Origin of the sequence: Candidatus Alcyoniella australis (genome assembly GCA_030765605.1) — a bacterium.
In the GTDB taxonomy this organism is placed as follows: Bacteria; Lernaellota; Lernaellaia; order JAVCCG01; family Alcyoniellaceae; genus Alcyoniella; species Alcyoniella australis.
Genome location: JAVCCG010000021.1, coordinates 25,810 through 42,321 on the forward strand (window position 1 = coordinate 25,810; position 16,512 = coordinate 42,321).

Below are 16,512 nucleotides of genomic sequence, written 5' to 3' on the forward strand. Positions count from 1 at the left end.
ACCGCGCTTGTCTAACGCCGGCGTAGGCCGTCGATCGGCAAGCCGCTGTAGTGGTCTGGACATGCGCTCATTCCTTGACATCGGGAGCGCGATCTGTTTTTTTGGTCGTTCGCTTTTAAGGAGAAAAATCATGGCAACAGTTGGCAATAAAAAACGCAAACACAAGTTAATCAAGCGCAAGAGCGTACATCGCCACATTCCGATCCACGATATCAAGGAGCCCAACCTGTTCCGCCGCACGTTCCCCTACCGCGACGTGCCGCAGATCGAGTTCGGCGGCCAGCTCGCGCCGATGAACCTGCCCCACGAGATCTTTATCACCGACACCACGTTCCGCGACGGTCAGCAGGCGCGTCCGCCATACCATCCCGAACAGGTGCTGCAACTTTTCGAGATGATGCACCGCCTGGGCGGCCCCAACGGCCTGATCCGCCAGTCCGAGTTCTTTCTCTATTCGGACCGCGACAAGCGCGCCGTAGAGCTTTGCCTGGAAAAAGGCTATCAGTTCCCAGAGGTTACCGGCTGGATTCGGGCTCGCGTCGAAGATTTTGAGCTGGTCAAAAACTTCGGGCTCAAGGAGACCGGCATCCTGACCTCGGTCAGCGACTACCACATCTTTTTAAAGCTCAAGCGCAACCGCCGCCGCTGCCTCAACGACTACCTCAAGGTGGTCGAGGCCGCCCTGACCGAGGGGATCGTGCCACGCTGCCACTTCGAGGACGTGACCCGCGCCGACATCTACGGCTTCGTGGTGCCCTTTGCCATCGAGCTGATGCGACTGCGCGAGGAATCGGGAATCGACATCAAAATCAGGCTGTGCGACACCATGGGCTACGGCGTGCCCTACCCCGGCGCGACCCTGCCGCGCTCGGTGCCGCAACTGGTGCACACGATGATTCACGAGGCCGGAGTGCCCAGCCACCTGCTGGAATGGCACGGGCACAACGATTTCCACAAGGTGCTGGTCAACGCGGCCACGGCATGGCTCTACGGCTGCGCCGCGGCCAACGGCACGCTGGCGGGGTTCGGCGAACGCACTGGCAATCCGCCGATCGAGGGAATGATCGTCGAATACCTGGGGCTGGTCGGCGGCGACGAGAGCGTGGACACCTGCGTTATCACCGAGATCGCCAATTACATCGAGGAGATCGGCACCAAGATTCCGCCCAACTACCCGTTCATCGGCGCACGCTTCAACGCCACCTCGGCCGGCGTGCACCTGGACGGCATGGCCAAGAACGAGGAGATCTACAACATCTTCGATACCGAGCGCATCCTGAACCGTCCGCCGGGAATTTTGATCAACGACAAGTCGGGCACCGCGGGAATCGCCCAGTGGGTCAACAGCCATTTGCGGCTCACCGGCCGGCGTCGGGTCGATAAGCGCAATCCCGGCGTGGCCAAAGTCAACCGCTGGATCAAGAAGCAGTTCGAGTCCGGCCGCGTGACCAACATCTCGGACGAGGAACTCGACCGGATGGCCCAGCGCTATTTGCCGGGCTACTTTGTTTCCGATTTCGAGCGCATCAAGCATCACGCCTTTGATATGGCCGCACAGCTCGTCGAGGAACTGAGCCAGAATCCCGAGGTGCGCAGTATGAAGCCAGCGCGTCAGGCCAAGCTGCTGGTGCAGTTTCTAAGCAACAATCCGTTCATCCAGTTCGCCCAGGTCACCGATCTCCATGGCCACAAGATCACGCCCGACGTATTCCAGCCCGAGGATTATCCGATCTTTGAAAACTCCCTGACCGATATCGACTATTCGGATCGCCCGTGGCACATCGGACCGCTGCGCGACGGCCGGATTCACGTGACCGAGCCCTACACCAGCATTATCACCGGCCTGCTGATCTGCACGATCTCCGCGCCGGTGCTCGACCGCGACGACGTACCCCAAGGGGTTGTCGCGGTCCATATCAAATTCTCCGACATCACGACCGTGGAAGAGGCGCCCGTACACGAGGAGATCAGCTACGTGCGCGAGCAGCTCGATCGCGATAAGTTCCGCGAGATGGCCGAGGCGACCCTGGATCACGAACGCCGCTCGCAACAAGAACGCCGCGAGGGGCGCGAACGCCGTTCGGGCACGGAGCGCCGATCTGTAAAACAGAAGGTCAAAAAGGAGCTCCGCACCGGATCAGACCGCCGCATAGGCAAAGATCGCCGCAAGGACGGAAACCAGCGCAAGAAGAAAGGCAACAATGGCTGAGAAAATCCGCGTCGATGACGGCAAGATCATAGTCCCGGACAACCCGCTGATCCCGTTTATCGAGGGCGACGGCATCGGCCCGGACATCACTGCGGCAATGCGCACGGTGCTCGACGCGGCCGTGGCCAAGGCCTACAAAGGTTCGCGGCACATAGAGTGGATCGAAATCCTCGCCGGCGAAAAAGCCTATCAACAAACCGGCCAGTGGCTGCCCGAGGCGACCATCGAGGCGATCCGCGAGCACGCGGTGGCGATCAAGGGCCCGCTGACCACGCCCATCGGCGAGGGCTTTCGCAGCCTCAACGTCACCCTGCGCCAGACCCTGGACCTCTACGCCTGCATCCGTCCGGTACGCTACGTGCCCGGCGCGCCCAGCCCGGTGAAACATCCCGAGCTGCTCGACGTGGTGATCTTCCGCGAGAACACCGAGGACGTGTACTCCGGAATCGAGTGGGAGGCGCAAAGCCCCGAGGCCCTGCGCTTGATCGAGTTCATCCGCGACGAACTGGGCCGCGAGATCCGCTCCGATTCGGGAATCGGCATCAAGCCCATCAGCCGCTTTTGCACCCAACGCCTGGTGCGCAGGGCCGTGCAGCACGCCCTGGATCGGGGGCGCGAGAGCGTGACCCTGGTGCATAAGGGCAACATCATGAAGTACACCGAGGGCGCGTTTCGCAACTGGGGCTACGAGCTGGCCGCGGCCGAGTTCGGCGAACGGACAGTGCCCGAGTCGGCGCTCGAGGGCGACCTTGGCGGACGCGTGCTGATTAAAGACCGCATCGCGGACTCGATCTTTCAGCAGGTGCTGCTACGCCCGGCCGAATACCAAGTGCTGGCCACGCCCAACCTCAACGGCGACTACATCTCCGACGCCTGCGCAGCCCAGGTCGGCGGCCTGGGCATGGCCCCCGGAGCCAATATCGGCGACGCGGCTGCACTGTTCGAGGCCACCCACGGCACCGCGCCCAAGTACGCGGGCCTGGACAAGGTCAACCCCGGCAGCCTGATCCTCTCCGGCATGATGATGCTCGAGCACATGGGGTGGGACGAGGCCGCGCAACTGGTCTGGAACGGGCTCGAGGGCGCGGTAGCGCGCAAGATCGTGACCTACGACCTAGCCCGCCAAATGGACAACGCAACCGAGGTGAAGTGCTCCGAATTCGGCCTGGCCGTTGCCGAGGCGATGTAGGCTGCATAGCCCAACAGACGACAACACGCCGCCCCCAGATCAATTCAGGGGCGGTTTTTCCTTCAACTGTCAGGGCAGATCGCGACTAATACAGATTATCGTTAAAGAACTCGATCAATGTCTGCGGATCCAGAAATGAATAATCACGCTTTAAAACGGGAATCTCAACTGTAGATAAATCATTGACAAGTGATCCGTAGGGCCACAACGACGGCACGGTAGAATCGAGCAATGGCGGTGAGAGTGAGCAATAATTATCAAACCAATCCACTACAGCAGCACCGAAAAAATCATCTATCCGAACTGTAAGATTAACTGAAGCGCAGCCGCCGGAGTGTGAAAAAATTCCAAGCCGATCGCTATCGACTGCTCCATATCGCCAGTCAAGATATTGAAGGTATTTCAACATTAGCCTAGTCTCGAGGTATCTTAACCCTTGGAACGTAAATCCCTCAACCAGCAAAGTTTCTGTTACTAAATGCTCATCTGTTAGGTTGCCACAGAAAGCTCTCGAATAGGGGATAATGACGGCATAACCGGCCAAAGGAAGTTGATAGTAATTTCTCCGGTCATAAAAATCACGGGCAGATTCACCGTGACCGTGACGTGCAATAACAACGGGGTAGGATTCAACATCGGTGGGAAAGGCGAAAACAGCTTTGAACTCACCAATCCATTCATCGTTGAACAACAACTCCTGCTCGATATACCCGTCTTCGACATGCTCGTCAATGATTGTCACATATAGTCGTCTATCATTAATTCCATCAATCATGAAAGAGGCGTTGATCTCAGAAAGTATTATGTTCTTCAGTACATTCGGATCTAACGCGGTCTGGACCGGATCTACTGCTCCACTTGCGATGAGATCAATTAATTCGTAAAGCTCCTCAATACCACCCGGCAATGGATCACGATGATTTTGAATCTGCTCTACGTCCAGTTCGGGAAAATTTAGATAATCATCCACACAACTGCATCCTTGACGGTCTCCCTGGGCAGCACAGCTCCAATCACCACCAATATCTGTTCCTAAATCACATATAGTATATGGATTGTCGCAGTCGACATCGTCATCATCATTGTCGGTATCATCATCGCCTAAGTTGTCATCCGCATCGCCTAGTCGCACCTCGTCGGAGTCGCTATCGCAACCAACGAAAGTAGTTAATATTAATATGATTACAAACAAGCCCTGCAAGATGGGAACTCTGCGAAATCCTTGGTAATGCATACTGAGGCCTCACATACATGACTTCATTTACGAAAACCATACATATATACTTCGTATGTGTGGAAATTACAACGGCCAACAGGATAAAGTTTCGAGGATTAATCAGCCGATCAGCTCGTGGATATCACAATCTAGGGCTTGGGCTCGCATCACGGACAGGTTCCGTGATGGGGATCAGGGCCGCCGTAGTAAGCTCCGTCGAGGTACTCGTTGCCAACACCGCCCACACAGAAGATCGATCCCACATCAGACCTGTCTTTAAACATGCCGACGTGTAGTTCATTGCCATAAAATTCATTGCCACTCGACTTGGCATCGAGTATCTCCACGGAATTCTGGGAATTTTTATTAAGTACGATTCTATTGCCCCGAAAAATGTTATGCGATGAGCCGTAAAAGTGGCTGCCGTCCTTGTTGCCCAGGTTCATCTCGTTGTTTTGAATGATGTTATTGTCGGATTTACTTATCCAGATAGCGTTGCAGCCGCTCTCGTTCCGCGTGTAGACGGAGTTAATCTCGATCAGATTGCGGGCACCACCAAACAGCATCAGGTTGGATTCCATGACATCCGCATTCTCGTTTGATGAAGAAATTCTCCGCACCACCGAATCAAAGCAGGACCTGCATGCGATGCCGGTATTGAACGAATTCTTGGCGACAATATCCTCGATCACGATCCTGTGGTTCTCCAGACCGTCCTGCGAGGGTGTGACCTGAAGGTGCATATTGCGCGATCCCTTAATCGTCATCTGGTGGAGCAGGATGTCGCTGAAATGACCATAACATTCAACGCTGTTGTAATAATCCAGAATAGTGAATCCGCCGACCGTTACGTCGTGAAGTCGGCCCGCCAGCTTGATCGCCACCCCCCTGCCGTTCCCCTGGAGGGTAACGCCCTCGCCGATCAGGGTGACGCCCGAGGCGGCGATGATAATCACACCGTTTTCCTCCGGATCGGGGATTCTATAGGCGTTGGGACAGATGACCGTGTCCGACGTAATGCGCATATCATTATATGGAATTACACAATTAACAGCGTTGCCATCGTCTCTGCCTGCGTCATCGTGCGCATCGCCTGGTCCGTGGTTCCCGGAGCCTTTGTCGCAACCGACACAACATGACGCTGCCACGATGATTACAAGCCAAAATCGCCATCCAGAGGCTTCCGGAAATGCCCTTGACAACACCGACCTCCCCTAACTTGGATCATTGCCGTAAATTGTAATAACTATAAATATATACGACGTATATGTAAAGATTATTAAAGTCGACAGGTAGTATCGGGTACAGGTCAGCCGATCAGCTCGTGGATATCGCAGTCCAGGGCTTGGGCCGAATGTCTCGATAAGAGCCCTTCGCTGAGAAAAAAATAGAGGCGCTTACTGCCGGGAATGGGTGCGGAAGAACTCGGCCAGGGTCGGCTTGTCCATCTGGCCCTCTGCCGTCGCCAGGGTCAGGCGCTCGTACTCGGATTCCTCGGCAGAAACCTGGACCCCATTGATCTCGAGAAAAACCAGCGCGCACAGCAGCCCGGTACGCTTGTTGCCGTCCACGAAGGGATGGTTGCGGACAATGTGAAAGAGATAGGCCGCTGCCATCTCGAAGATGTCCGCGTGCAAGAAGGCGCTTTCAAAGACCGCCTGTGGCTGGGCCAGCGCGGACTCCAGCAACCCGCGATCCCGCAGGCCTGTGGAGCCGCCGAAGCGCGAGAGCTGGAGGGTATGGATCTCCAGCGCGTCCTCCAGGTCAAGAAACTCCGGGTTCATTTAGCGAGGTTGCGAAGCGTCTGCTCGTGGGTCTTCATCATCCGCTTGGTCGCCTTGCGGACGCGCGATTTGTGGTCATTCCCGCGCGCCGGCCGCACGTGAAGCCCCTCGCCGTCCGTTGTGATCTCAAGGGGCGTGTCCGGTTCGATCTTGAGCAGATCGAGGATCGGCCGGTCGATCACCAACGCGAGACTGTTGCCGTGCCTGATCAGGGTCTTGACCATGTTTCACCCTCTCCTTTGGTACAACACCATGTTTACATTGTTGCACCATCGACCACTGAGGTCAAGAGTCGGAACAAGCAGGATGAATTACAATTTAATTAAATATTGGCGGGGGTTCAGGAGTCAATTTGTGTGATTCACCGGCCCCGAAAATCCCTCCTCCGCATTAAGGTTCTTTAAGTCCGGCCATCCCCATGATGCCGATGGCCACGGGAAGGGAAAGCAAGTAGGTCAGAAGTGTTGTCGGACGCCACTTGGTGTCGACTTGGCCCTGTCGATAAGCGAAAACCGTGTTCGAGCACAGGTTGCCGAAGTAGACGGCGCAGATCTGAGCCTCGATGGCAGCGGTTCGTTGGGAACCGTATTTGTCCAGCATTCTGTTCCTGGCGCCCGATGTCACCTGGCCGTCGCAGTCGGACCAGTGCTGGGCGTAGAGCACGACCGTAGCGTCTTCGGGGTCCAGATCCTCGAACTCCGTGGCCAGCAGCGCGCGCACCTCCTCTTCGGCCAAGCCCTTTTCCAAGGCCGTCTTGGTGTGCAGCCAGCTACAGTAGCGGCAATTGTTCACGCCGCTGACGGCCAGACAGATCTTCTCGTTTAGCTGTTTCGAGATCTTTTGGTCCGCAGGCAGCAGGCTCATCCCCATCATCTGCTTCATGGTTCGAGCCAGCAGAGAACAGAACTGCCCCGGACCTTGCAAACTCTTGAGTGTCGCTTCTATGTCGCACCTCCTCGTGCCAGATTTTCACCCGTGTCATATTCTCATAATCGCCCTGATCGACATAGCCCGCTGGCAATCTGGAAATCAACGAACTCTAAGCCGCATTCCACCATTCGTATCGATGGTGCAGGCCGCCGACTCTCGACAGGGCGATAACCAGAGCGGAGTCCGTAGGTCGCGTGGAGCAATTGCCTTGCGGTGCTCAACGAAAGCCCTCGCGCACGCAACCTGGATCGCGCTCTGCAGCTCTCGCACGTTTCCGGGCCAGGTGTAGCGTCGAAGCATGTACGCAGCCGCAGGCTGAATCCCCGTTACCATGACTTCTCCCACGTCGCACTCCCCGATAAACGCCCTCGCCAGCATCGCGATATTGCTCGGCGTGATCCATCCGCCCTCTTCAAGACGCGACAAGGAAAAAAGAGGCCGAGATATCGCTGGATTACGTGTTTTCGGCTATTTCGATTGACAAAAGATCCAAGGGGCTGTATACTTCAGTCATCACGAATAATAATCAAAACCACTCGGTGCTATCGGACTGATCTTTATTATAAATGGAACCTGAAATTCCCCGTTTCAGCGGTTGATATGGGGAATGCTGGTTATATATGGAGGACGTCATGAAAAGAAAGATAGTACGGTCAAAGAGACGTTTGCTACAGAAATCCGCTGTTCAATATTTGTATCTTCCAATGTTCGCATTAATAGCCACGATACTGTTTTATCCTTTACAAGCCATTGGATCGGGTAAGCTGGTATTTGAATGGCTTGGTGGCGATTGTTGGGATATATACCGCGGCAGCCAATTCGTTGACTATAATTGCGGAAAAGACCAACAAGAGTTGCAGGCTGGTATTTACACGATCAAGCCAAAGCACCACCCATATTTCACGCCATTTACTGTAACGATAAGGGATGGTCAAACTTCAACGGTAAGCTTCGGCGGCGTTTTCGTTTACAATTGGGCTGGTGGAGATTGTTGGGATATATACCGTGGCAGCCAATTCGTTGACTATGATTGTGGTAAGGGCAAACAAGCGCTGGAGGCAGGTATTTACACGATCAAGCCAAAGCACCACCCATATTTCACGCCATTTACTGTAACGATAAGGGATGGGTACGAAAACACAGTAACGAAAGGTGGTGTTTTGGAATTCAATTGGGCTGGCCGCGATTGTTGGGATATATACCGCGGCGACCAATTCATCGACTATGATTGTGGAAAAGGCAAACAAGCACTGGAACCTGGATGTTACACGATCAAGCCGAAGCATGATCCGGTATTCAGTCCGTTTAATGTAACCATTATCGAAGGGCAAACTACCACAGTTTCAAGATAGCATTTTCACATCGCTTATTAATCTACTGATGAATGGCATTACAAAGATAATAACCTGAGGAGGAAAATCATGATGAGACGACTTTCGTTTATAGCAGTATTAACGCTGGTTCTATTCATCGGTTTAGGGGTCTCGTACTCAGATTCGCTTAGTAGTTTCAGTGGAACTTGGGTTGATAATGATAATCTTACTTTTAAAATAGTTGTCGATGATAATACCATAACGGTGCAGTGTGTTGAAGAACCTGTTTTAATCGACAAGTACCAATACGATGGCACAACATTACATTTTCGAGTAGGAACGGTTTTTAACTATTCTCTGAGGCTCAAAGACGAAAATACTTTAGTTGGCTGGCATCAACTTGAAGGATTCGCTGCGAAAGATACTACATGGCAACGTGTTCAAGAACAGTCTATAGTCGAAGAGGGACTAAAGAATTGGCAACCCATTGTTACCGCTGTACCAATGATGGAAATCTGTATCAGAGATCATGAGTGTGAGGACGGTGATATTCTATCTGTTTATGTTAACGGTGCGCATGTGATGAAAGAAGAGCTGTTCAACACATACTCATGCGAGCGCGTTCGCGTGGTTTCAGGCATTAATTATATAAAAGTAGTTGCAGTAAATGGGACAGGTTATAAAGGAAATTGCGATCACAGTGACTGTAATACAGGTGAGATTAGAGTTTCTGCAATAACATCAGATGGCAGCACATCCCAGAGCCAGAGACAGAGTTGGAAACTGAGAAGTAGTAGTGGCAGCAGTTCGACGATCCAGGTATCAATTAGACCATGATATATCTAGACCATGATATATCATTTTTAACATTCGGAGGTTACACAAGAGACATGCTTTCAGAACCGTTGAAATATAATTTATTGGTTTAATGACACAGAAATTTGATTTGGAGGGTGTACGTCGTGGGAGCTAGGGAGAAAGAAAACGATCAATGAGTAGGTGAGTCATGGAAGATGGAAAGATTGAGAAACCGCTAGAAGAGGTACGACCAGCCAAAAAGAGGGGGTCAAATTTCGGGAAACAATTGGCGTCGTCCATGTAACTGATTGAATATAAAGGCGAACCACGATTCATCCATCCATGTTTCGTCCATGCGCGTCCATTAAAGCGCAATAAAAACAGCATGTTATCCATGAGCGTCCATGCGGTGCCGATCGACCGTGATTGGCGGTTCAAATCCACCGTATCTCTATGACATTGCTGCCAATTCTTTTTATAAACACCGTACCAAGCCGCGATCTTCATCCATGCGTGCGTCCATGAGTGCATACGGTTTTTTGCGCGGGAGCGTTTTCGCGCGTTTTTCCGGCGGAAGTTTTTTTCCGAAACGCTTCCACCTGTGGCTCGCCAAAATTAGATCACGGGTGATTTCGACCTTTGGTTCGGGTCATCGCTCATCCGTAGTAGCGGGTCACGCCTAATTCCCGCGTTGCATGGATGAATGCCTTTTGTTACGGTAATTTGGAAAGACATTGGAGAAATCAATGAAGCACATCTTTTTGATTCTGCTCATAGTTTTTGTTCTTAGTTTTACAGGGTGTTCCTCTGAGGGGGATTCTGATGACACTTCAGATGACGACGATGACACAACACCACCAGATGACGACGACGATGATGACGATGATATTGACGATGATGACGACGATGATGATGACGACGATGACGACGCCGGCCCTTCGTATCCGATCCTGTCGGTCGAGGTGGAGGAGGCGACCAACTTCAAGCTCGCCAACCCCTTGCTGCCCCAGTACACCGGCGATCTGTGGCCCTGTGCCTGGGGCGAAGACGACCGAGTCTACACGGCCGCTGGTGACGGCATCGGCTTTTCGCTTGTTGTGACCGATATTGTCTTCAGCATAATCGATGGCGAGCCGCCGAACCTGGCCGGATATTCGCCGCGCCAGGGCTGGGGGCATTACATCGCGGGCAAATGGGGCCCGGAAATCTGGAAGTACTCCCGCAAGCCGACCGGCATCATCTGCTCGGACGGCGACCTATACCTTTTCTTTCAAAACCTGGCCAACCAGTGGGACATGGAGCCATTCAGCCACGCGCCGCACGCATCGCTCTCAGTGTCGCACGACAACGGCCTGACCTGGTACTACGATCAAGCCGCACCGATGTTCACCGACCACGTCTTTACCACCGGGTTTTTCCTTGACTTCGGAAAGTGCCAGGAGCACGCATTCGACGACTACATCTACGTCTATGGCCTGGACTACAACTGGCGCTTCTCCAACGACTTCCTGCAGACCAAGATGTACCTGGCGAGAGTGCCGAAAGACAGAATCATGGACCGCTCGGCCTGGATGTTTCTATCGGGCTTTGCAGGCGATCTCCCGCTCTGGTCAGTGGACATCGACGACAAGGTAACCGTGCTGCTGGACGAGGACCTTTATTGCGGAGGAGATCAGAGCGCGATAGCACAGGGCAGCGTGGTCTACATCCCGCAGCTCAACCGCTACCTTTACAGCTCTCGGGCGGTTTGCGTCTGGATTTTCTACGAGGCGCCCACGCCCTGGGGACCGTGGACGAAAATATCAGAGGTCGAATGGACAGGCGGGTGGACCGAGGAGTACCACGCCGGGTACAACGCGGTGATCCCGACCAAGTACATGGACCCCGACGGCCTGGGCGGCTGGATCGTCAGCAGCCTGTCCAGCGGCCGCTTTGACGGCATGTACTACAATATGAACTTCAGGCGGTTCTGGCTGGAGGCGGGCGAGGAGGAGTGATCAGGGTCGTACTCCAATGAGCCTTTCCGCGGTGGCTTGAAGCCTGTGGCTCGCCAAAAATAGATCACGGGTGATTTCAACCTTTGGTTCGGGTCATCGCCCATCCGTAACAGCGGATCGCCATCGGCAGCAGCCTCATGGCGTGGCGCTCGTTGAAGACTATGACGTGATCTAGTAATTCGTTGATTTCATTAATGGTCGAGTTTTGGCGAGGGACAGGGCTTATTGGAGTTCTGACAGCCGAGATAGGGATTTCACGCTTAATGGCGTTTATCGGCAGCGCATAGTCTTCATCACGTAATCGGTTTCACTTTAAGAATATAATAACGCTCCCGGGTCGCCGCTGGTCATAGTATTAGGCACCTTGAGGTTACATGGTTGAGTATGACGATGTTGCAGATCTCGTTTTGCGGGCTCGACGAGGCGAGATGACAGCGCAGGAAGCGTTGGTCCGAAGATTTTTGCGCCCTGCCTATTCGGTGGCGCTGGGTGTTATGCGGCACCCCGCCGATGCTCAGGACGTCGCACAAGAGTCGCTAATGGTTGCTCTCGAACGCCTCGACCAGTGCCGTGAGCCGTCGCGATTCGCCGCGTGGCTGCTCAAGTCGGTTCGCCATCGGGCGCTCAACCATCTTACGAAGCGCTTGAATCGCTCTGTGTTGCTCGACCAAATGGTGAAGACCGATGTGACCGAAGTGAATCCGCGCGGCGATGTTTTACTGCGGCAACGGCTGATCGACGCTCTGGAAGTGCTAAACGCCGTGCAGCGCGAGGTAGTGCTGTTGCACGATCTACAGGATTGGAAACATGCCGAGATCGCCAACGTACTGAAGATCTCGGAGACGATGTCTCGCCAGCATCTGTTTGTTGCGCGACGTGCTTTGCGCCAAAAACTTGGCGAGGATTTTGGTAATGAGGTGTTGCATGGATGATAATCGCATCGACTTTTCTTCGCTTGATCCGCTGGCTGATCCCAACCGCTTCGAGCGTTCGGTGCGCGCGGTAATGGCCGGTGTAACACAAGCAACTGATCCCCATCCGCTTCTAAACGCCATTTCTTACATCGGACGCCGCGTTGTACTAGCCACGGGCATGGCCGCTATTTCAATGTGGATTCTGATGTTCCTTGCCTTAAATCCCGTAGTCCAGAGCGGCAAAGGCGATACGACGATGGACCCAGTGGAGATGATCTCGACGTGGGCCGAGGCCGACAGCATTCCGCTGGATGTTGACGTGCTGCAGGTCATGGAGCTGCTCGATGCTCGCTAAAGCGCCGCGCCGTCGGGCAACATTGATTGCCGTCCTGATCCTCGCCGGAATCTTTCTGACAGGCATCGCGACCGGAGCGGCGTTGGTAACCTGGTTGCGGCCCTCTGGACCGCCTGGACCACCACCATTTGCGGTTAATGGGCCCAGTGGGCTGCCGCAGCCGTTTGCATCGTACGGGCTGGACTCCGACCAGCTACGTTTGGCGCAACCCATTGTGGAACGTCACCGCGTGGAAGTGGAGGCAGCGGTAAAAGAGGTCTTCCCGCAGATTCATGCGGTACGTGAGCAATTTGACCGGGAAATGCAAACGATCCTCACGCCGGAGCAAAATCGTCGTTTCAAAGAATTCCTCGCGTCCCATCCCCCGGTCCCCGACTTTCAGGGCCCAGGTCTTCCGGCAGGCGGCCCATTGCCACCGCCGCAACAGGCTGTTGATTCTTGTACTGGCAAGGCAGTGGGCGAGGACTGCGAATTTAAAGGCATGGGTGGCGAATCCGTGACCGGATCCTGCCAAATGGACGGTGACGTGTTGGCCTGCGTGCCCGCGGGCGGTCCGCCAACCAATGAAAAGCAGCGACCTTAAACTCTAACGCTCTAAGTATCTGAACGGTCTAATAACTGTGAAGACCGCAGCAAAATTCTCAGCCGCAATTCAGACTGGAGATGAGATGAAACTGAGCTATCGTTTGATATGCATCGCACTCGCCGTACTGCTGTGTGGCGCGTTTGTCACCTGCACCAACGGCGACGACGACGATTCGGCTGACGATGATGCGGCCGACGACGACGCTGCCGACGATGACGACGACGATTTCACGCCGCCCGATGTGGATTACGCCGTGGTTGATACCGATCAGTCACAATGCTACGGCCTGAGCGCGGCGATCACCTGCGGCAGCGATTTCCTGGGTCAGGACGCCCAGTACGACGGCTACCAGCCACGCTATCAAGATAACGGCGACGGCACCGTCACCGACCTGATCACTGGCCTGATGTGGCAAGCCGACCCGGGCGACAAGACGTCGTACGCCGATGCGGTTGCCGGTGCCGGTAGCTTCAGCCTCGCCGGTCACGACGACTGGCGTTTGCCGACGATCAAAGATCTCTACTCGCTGATTCAATTCTCGGGCGAAGATCCCAGCGGCGAAACCGGTGACGACACTTCCGGCCTGACGCCGTTCATCGACGCCAACTACTTCGCTTTCGAATACGGCGACACCAACGCGGGCCAGCGGATCATCGACTCGCAGTGGGTGACCAGCAGCATTTACGTGGCGAGCGTCATGGGTGGCCAGGAATGCTTCTTTGGCGTCAACTTCGCCGACGGTCGCATCAAATGCTACGGGACGGGACCAGCCCCCAGCGGCTATTACACGATCCACGTCCGCAACAACGGCACCTATGGCGCCAACAACTTCGCCGACAACGGCGACCAGACTGTGACCGATAACGCCACCGGCCTGCTGTGGCAGCAAAACGACAGCGGCCAAGGGATGAACTGGGAAGCGGCGCTGGACTACTGCGAAACCCTCGACCTCGCCGGACACGATGACTGGCGTTTGCCCAATGCCAAAGAGTTGCAAAGCATCGTCGACTACTCCCGTTCACCGGACACGACATCCTCCGCGGCCATCGATCCGATATTCAACATCTCGTCGATCACCAACGAAGGCGGCGACGCGGATTACCCGTTCTTTTGGACCGGCACAACGCACGCGTCGTCCAACGGCTCGGGCGGCTTTGCGGCCTATGTTTCCTTCGGGCGCGCCCTTGGCTACATGGATGGAAGCTGGATCGACGTCCACGGCGCCGGCGCCCAGCGTAGCGATCCCAAAGACGGCGATCCCGCAGATTACCCTGACGGGAACGGCCCGCAGGGCGACGCTGTTCGAATCTTCAACTACGTTCGCTGTGTCACCGGTGGCGGAAATAGTCCTGCACCGGATGATGACGATGATGACGATTCGATTCCCGAACCGGATGATGATGACGACGACGAAGAAGAACCGCCGCCTGACGAGGCCATCGAAGCCTGTGAAGACAAAGCGGCGGGGGATGATTGCGAATTCGAAGGCATGGGCGGTGAACCTGTAACCGGTAACTGTGAACAAATCGGCGATGTGCTGGCTTGTGTACCCGAGGGCGGTCCGCCGGTCGAATGAACCACAAGGTGAAGCGGAGACATACGATGAAGACTTTTGTGCAAATCACGCTCCTCCTATTGCTGATTGTCGCCGTGCTGGTGGCTTGCGACACCGGAGACGACGATGATGATGTAACCGATACCGATGATGACGACGTCAATGATGATGACGACAATCCGACAGATTATGAATACCCTTTGGTCGATACCGGGCAAGACAAGTGCTACGACACGGACAATGAAATCGCCTTCCCATTACCGGGCGAGGCGTTCTACGGTCAGGACGCCCAGTACGACGGTTCAGCGCTCGACTTCCAAGACAATGGCGACAGCACGGTAACAGACCTAGTCACCGGACTGATGTGGGAAAAAACGCCCAGCAGCGAATCCTATAGCTGGGAAGGCGCCTTGGCCTCCTGTGAGTCGCTGACTTTGGCCGATTACGACGACTGGCGCGCCCCGAGCCTCAAAGAGCTGTTTTCGATCAGTGATTTTGAGACCGGCTGGCCGTACGTCGATGCCGACGTGTTCGACCTGGTCGGCAACCAAATCAGCAAGGACGAGCAATATTGGTCCAGCAACCATTATGTCGGCGTCACGGTTGAGGGCCAATCGGACGCGGCCTTTGGCGTGAACCACGGAACAGGACATATCAAGGCTTATCCGGCAAATGGCACAGGCCCTATCGCGGGGAATTACGTGCGTTGCGTGCGGGGTGAGGAGTATGGCGTAAATCAGTTCGTGGATAACGGCGACGGCACGATCACCGACCAAGCCACCGGCCTGATGTGGATGCAAAACGACAGCGGTTCCGGCGTGGACTGGGAGAATGCGCTGGCCTATGCGCAGACCCAAAATGAGGCCAATTACCTCGGCTACACCGACTGGCGTCTACCCAACGTCAAAGAGTTGCAGAGCATTGTGGATTACACGCGCTCTCCGAGTGCGGCCGAGGCTGCGAAGGTGGGTCCGGCCATTGATCCGATGTTCAGTTGCACGGCGATCATCAACGAAGCAGGCGACGACGACTATCCCTACTTCTGGACCAGCACCTCGGCCTACTTCAACCCCTCTGATCCAAGTTACTATTACGCATGGTACGTGTCCTTCGGAATGGCGGTTGGCGGCAGTGGCGAGGATTTTCACGGGGCGGGCGCGGTTCGCTTTGACACGAAGGTCGAAGGCGGTCCAGCCGGTGAGGGCGGCGAGCGGTACTATAACTACGTGCGCTTGGTCCGCGGGGTTGACTGAACAACCAGTTCCGGCGCTTTTTCTCTTCCCTAAGGTGGCATACGAGGCCATATGCGAAAGCTTCAGGCGTTGAATTATTGCTCTCAGCCGCAGCAGCCTCCATCATCGTCGTCATCATCGTCATCGCCGCCTGTGGCTCGCCAAAACTAGATCGTGCCTGATTTCAACCTCTGGTTCGGGTCATCGCTCATCCGTAGCAGCGGGTCTCCATCAGTGGGAGCCTCAGCCCGGGCAATGGTTCAAGTAAAAGTTTCTCAGCTGGACAAACCACGGCCCTGATCGACGTATCCCGCTGACAGCCTGAACTCGCCGACCCCTACGCTGCGTCGCGCCACTCGTAGCGATGGTGCAGGCCGCCGACTCTAGGCAGGGCGATGACCCGCGCGGCATACGAAGTGCGGCGTTGAACGGGC

16 protein-coding genes are annotated in these 16,512 nt (G+C 55.0%); 10 read left to right on the forward strand and 6 right to left on the reverse strand.

Annotation, left to right across the window (positions count from 1 at the left end):
• The first annotated feature begins 130 nt into the window (after window positions 1-130).
• Together P9M14_02820 and icd are read left to right on the forward strand one after the other, a co-directional pair.
• Window positions 131-2,209, forward strand: coding sequence for a hypothetical protein (locus P9M14_02820; protein MDP8254658.1), 2,079 nt, complete (start codon window positions 131-133; stop codon window positions 2,207-2,209).
• Window positions 2,202-3,398: an isocitrate dehydrogenase (NADP(+)) gene (gene icd / locus P9M14_02825; protein MDP8254659.1), complete on the forward strand. Its 1,197-nt coding sequence runs from the start codon at window positions 2,202-2,204 to the stop codon at window positions 3,396-3,398. Before P9M14_02820 ends, icd begins: the two co-directional genes overlap by 8 nt.
• A gap of 85 nt (window positions 3,399-3,483) precedes the next feature.
• Here icd and P9M14_02830 read toward each other — a convergent pair whose 3' ends face one another.
• From P9M14_02830 to P9M14_02850, 5 genes are all read right to left on the reverse strand, one after another.
• Entirely contained in the window at window positions 3,484-4,632 is a 1,149-nt protein-coding gene (locus P9M14_02830; protein ID MDP8254660.1) for a hypothetical protein, read from the reverse strand.
• A gap of 149 nt (window positions 4,633-4,781) precedes the next feature.
• Entirely contained in the window at window positions 4,782-5,570 is a 789-nt protein-coding gene (locus tag P9M14_02835) for a NosD domain-containing protein (GenBank protein MDP8254661.1), read from the reverse strand.
• A 441-nt stretch (window positions 5,571-6,011) separates the two neighbouring features.
• Complete coding sequence (locus P9M14_02840; GenBank protein MDP8254662.1) at window positions 6,012-6,398, reverse strand: type II toxin-antitoxin system death-on-curing family toxin; 387 nt, start codon at window positions 6,396-6,398, stop codon at window positions 6,012-6,014.
• Window positions 6,395-6,622 carry an AbrB/MazE/SpoVT family DNA-binding domain-containing protein gene (locus tag P9M14_02845; GenBank protein ID MDP8254663.1) on the reverse strand — a complete coding sequence of 76 codons (228 nt, stop codon included), beginning with the start codon at window positions 6,620-6,622 and terminating at the stop codon, window positions 6,395-6,397. The genes P9M14_02840 and P9M14_02845 overlap by 4 nt, the downstream gene beginning before the upstream one ends.
• 166 nt (window positions 6,623-6,788) lie before the next feature.
• Window positions 6,789-7,280 (reverse strand): carboxymuconolactone decarboxylase family protein, encoded by a 492-nt coding sequence (locus P9M14_02850; GenBank protein MDP8254664.1) that lies wholly within the window; start codon window positions 7,278-7,280, stop codon window positions 6,789-6,791.
• Window positions 7,281-7,960: 680 nt separating this feature from the next.
• On the opposite strand from P9M14_02850, the gene P9M14_02855 reads away from it, so the two are divergent.
• Both P9M14_02855 and P9M14_02860 read left to right on the forward strand, forming a co-directional pair.
• Window positions 7,961-8,680, forward strand: coding sequence for a hypothetical protein (locus tag P9M14_02855; protein ID MDP8254665.1), 720 nt, complete (start codon window positions 7,961-7,963; stop codon window positions 8,678-8,680).
• 72 nt (window positions 8,681-8,752) lie between these two features.
• Window positions 8,753-9,478: a hypothetical protein gene (locus P9M14_02860; GenBank protein MDP8254666.1), complete on the forward strand. Its 726-nt coding sequence runs from the start codon at window positions 8,753-8,755 to the stop codon at window positions 9,476-9,478.
• Between the two features lie 132 nt (window positions 9,479-9,610).
• Here P9M14_02860 and P9M14_02865 read toward each other — a convergent pair whose 3' ends face one another.
• Window positions 9,611-9,946: a hypothetical protein gene (locus tag P9M14_02865; protein ID MDP8254667.1), complete on the reverse strand. Its 336-nt coding sequence runs from the start codon at window positions 9,944-9,946 to the stop codon at window positions 9,611-9,613.
• A gap of 239 nt (window positions 9,947-10,185) precedes the next feature.
• On the opposite strand from P9M14_02865, the gene P9M14_02870 reads away from it, so the two are divergent.
• The 6 genes from P9M14_02870 to P9M14_02895 all read left to right on the forward strand — a co-directional run bounded on the left by P9M14_02870 (window position 10,186) and on the right by P9M14_02895 (window position 16,099).
• Window positions 10,186-11,436 carry a DUF4185 domain-containing protein gene (locus P9M14_02870; protein MDP8254668.1) on the forward strand — a complete coding sequence of 417 codons (1,251 nt, stop codon included), beginning with the start codon at window positions 10,186-10,188 and terminating at the stop codon, window positions 11,434-11,436.
• Window positions 11,437-11,810: 374 nt separating this feature from the next.
• Window positions 11,811-12,368, forward strand: a complete 558-nt coding sequence (locus P9M14_02875) for a sigma-70 family RNA polymerase sigma factor (GenBank protein MDP8254669.1) — start codon at window positions 11,811-11,813, stop codon at window positions 12,366-12,368.
• The gene (locus P9M14_02880; protein ID MDP8254670.1) at window positions 12,361-12,705 is read left to right on the forward strand and encodes a hypothetical protein; all 345 of its coding nucleotides are present in this window, start codon (window positions 12,361-12,363) and stop codon (window positions 12,703-12,705) included. Before P9M14_02875 ends, P9M14_02880 begins: the two co-directional genes overlap by 8 nt.
• Window positions 12,695-13,288: a hypothetical protein gene (locus tag P9M14_02885; protein ID MDP8254671.1), complete on the forward strand. Its 594-nt coding sequence runs from the start codon at window positions 12,695-12,697 to the stop codon at window positions 13,286-13,288. Before P9M14_02880 ends, P9M14_02885 begins: the two co-directional genes overlap by 11 nt.
• A gap of 85 nt (window positions 13,289-13,373) precedes the next feature.
• Window positions 13,374-14,867, forward strand: coding sequence for a DUF1566 domain-containing protein (locus tag P9M14_02890; GenBank protein ID MDP8254672.1), 1,494 nt, complete (start codon window positions 13,374-13,376; stop codon window positions 14,865-14,867).
• 26 nt (window positions 14,868-14,893) lie between these two features.
• Window positions 14,894-16,099, forward strand: coding sequence for a DUF1566 domain-containing protein (locus tag P9M14_02895; GenBank protein ID MDP8254673.1), 1,206 nt, complete (start codon window positions 14,894-14,896; stop codon window positions 16,097-16,099).
• The last annotated feature ends 413 nt before the right edge of the window (window positions 16,100-16,512 follow it).

Coding starts and splice junctions, on each gene's coding strand:
- P9M14_02890 (MDP8254672.1), top strand. CDS start 13,374: ATGAAACTGAGCTATCGTTTGATATGCATCGCACTCGCCGTACTGCTG.
- P9M14_02830 (MDP8254660.1), bottom strand. CDS start 4,632: ATGCATTACCAAGGATTTCGCAGAGTTCCCATCTTGCAGGGCTTGTTT.
- P9M14_02855 (MDP8254665.1), top strand. CDS start 7,961: ATGAAAAGAAAGATAGTACGGTCAAAGAGACGTTTGCTACAGAAATCC.
- P9M14_02875 (MDP8254669.1), top strand. CDS start 11,811: ATGGTTGAGTATGACGATGTTGCAGATCTCGTTTTGCGGGCTCGACGA.
- icd (MDP8254659.1), top strand. CDS start 2,202: ATGGCTGAGAAAATCCGCGTCGATGACGGCAAGATCATAGTCCCGGAC.
- P9M14_02860 (MDP8254666.1), top strand. CDS start 8,753: ATGAGACGACTTTCGTTTATAGCAGTATTAACGCTGGTTCTATTCATC.
- P9M14_02885 (MDP8254671.1), top strand. CDS start 12,695: ATGCTCGCTAAAGCGCCGCGCCGTCGGGCAACATTGATTGCCGTCCTG.
- P9M14_02840 (MDP8254662.1), bottom strand. CDS start 6,398: ATGAACCCGGAGTTTCTTGACCTGGAGGACGCGCTGGAGATCCATACC.
- P9M14_02850 (MDP8254664.1), bottom strand. CDS start 7,280: ATGAAGCAGATGATGGGGATGAGCCTGCTGCCTGCGGACCAAAAGATC.
- P9M14_02880 (MDP8254670.1), top strand. CDS start 12,361: ATGGATGATAATCGCATCGACTTTTCTTCGCTTGATCCGCTGGCTGAT.
- P9M14_02865 (MDP8254667.1), bottom strand. CDS start 9,946: ATGAAGATCGCGGCTTGGTACGGTGTTTATAAAAAGAATTGGCAGCAA.
- P9M14_02895 (MDP8254673.1), top strand. CDS start 14,894: ATGAAGACTTTTGTGCAAATCACGCTCCTCCTATTGCTGATTGTCGCC.
- P9M14_02870 (MDP8254668.1), top strand. CDS start 10,186: ATGAAGCACATCTTTTTGATTCTGCTCATAGTTTTTGTTCTTAGTTTT.
- P9M14_02845 (MDP8254663.1), bottom strand. CDS start 6,622: ATGGTCAAGACCCTGATCAGGCACGGCAACAGTCTCGCGTTGGTGATC.
- P9M14_02820 (MDP8254658.1), top strand. CDS start 131: ATGGCAACAGTTGGCAATAAAAAACGCAAACACAAGTTAATCAAGCGC.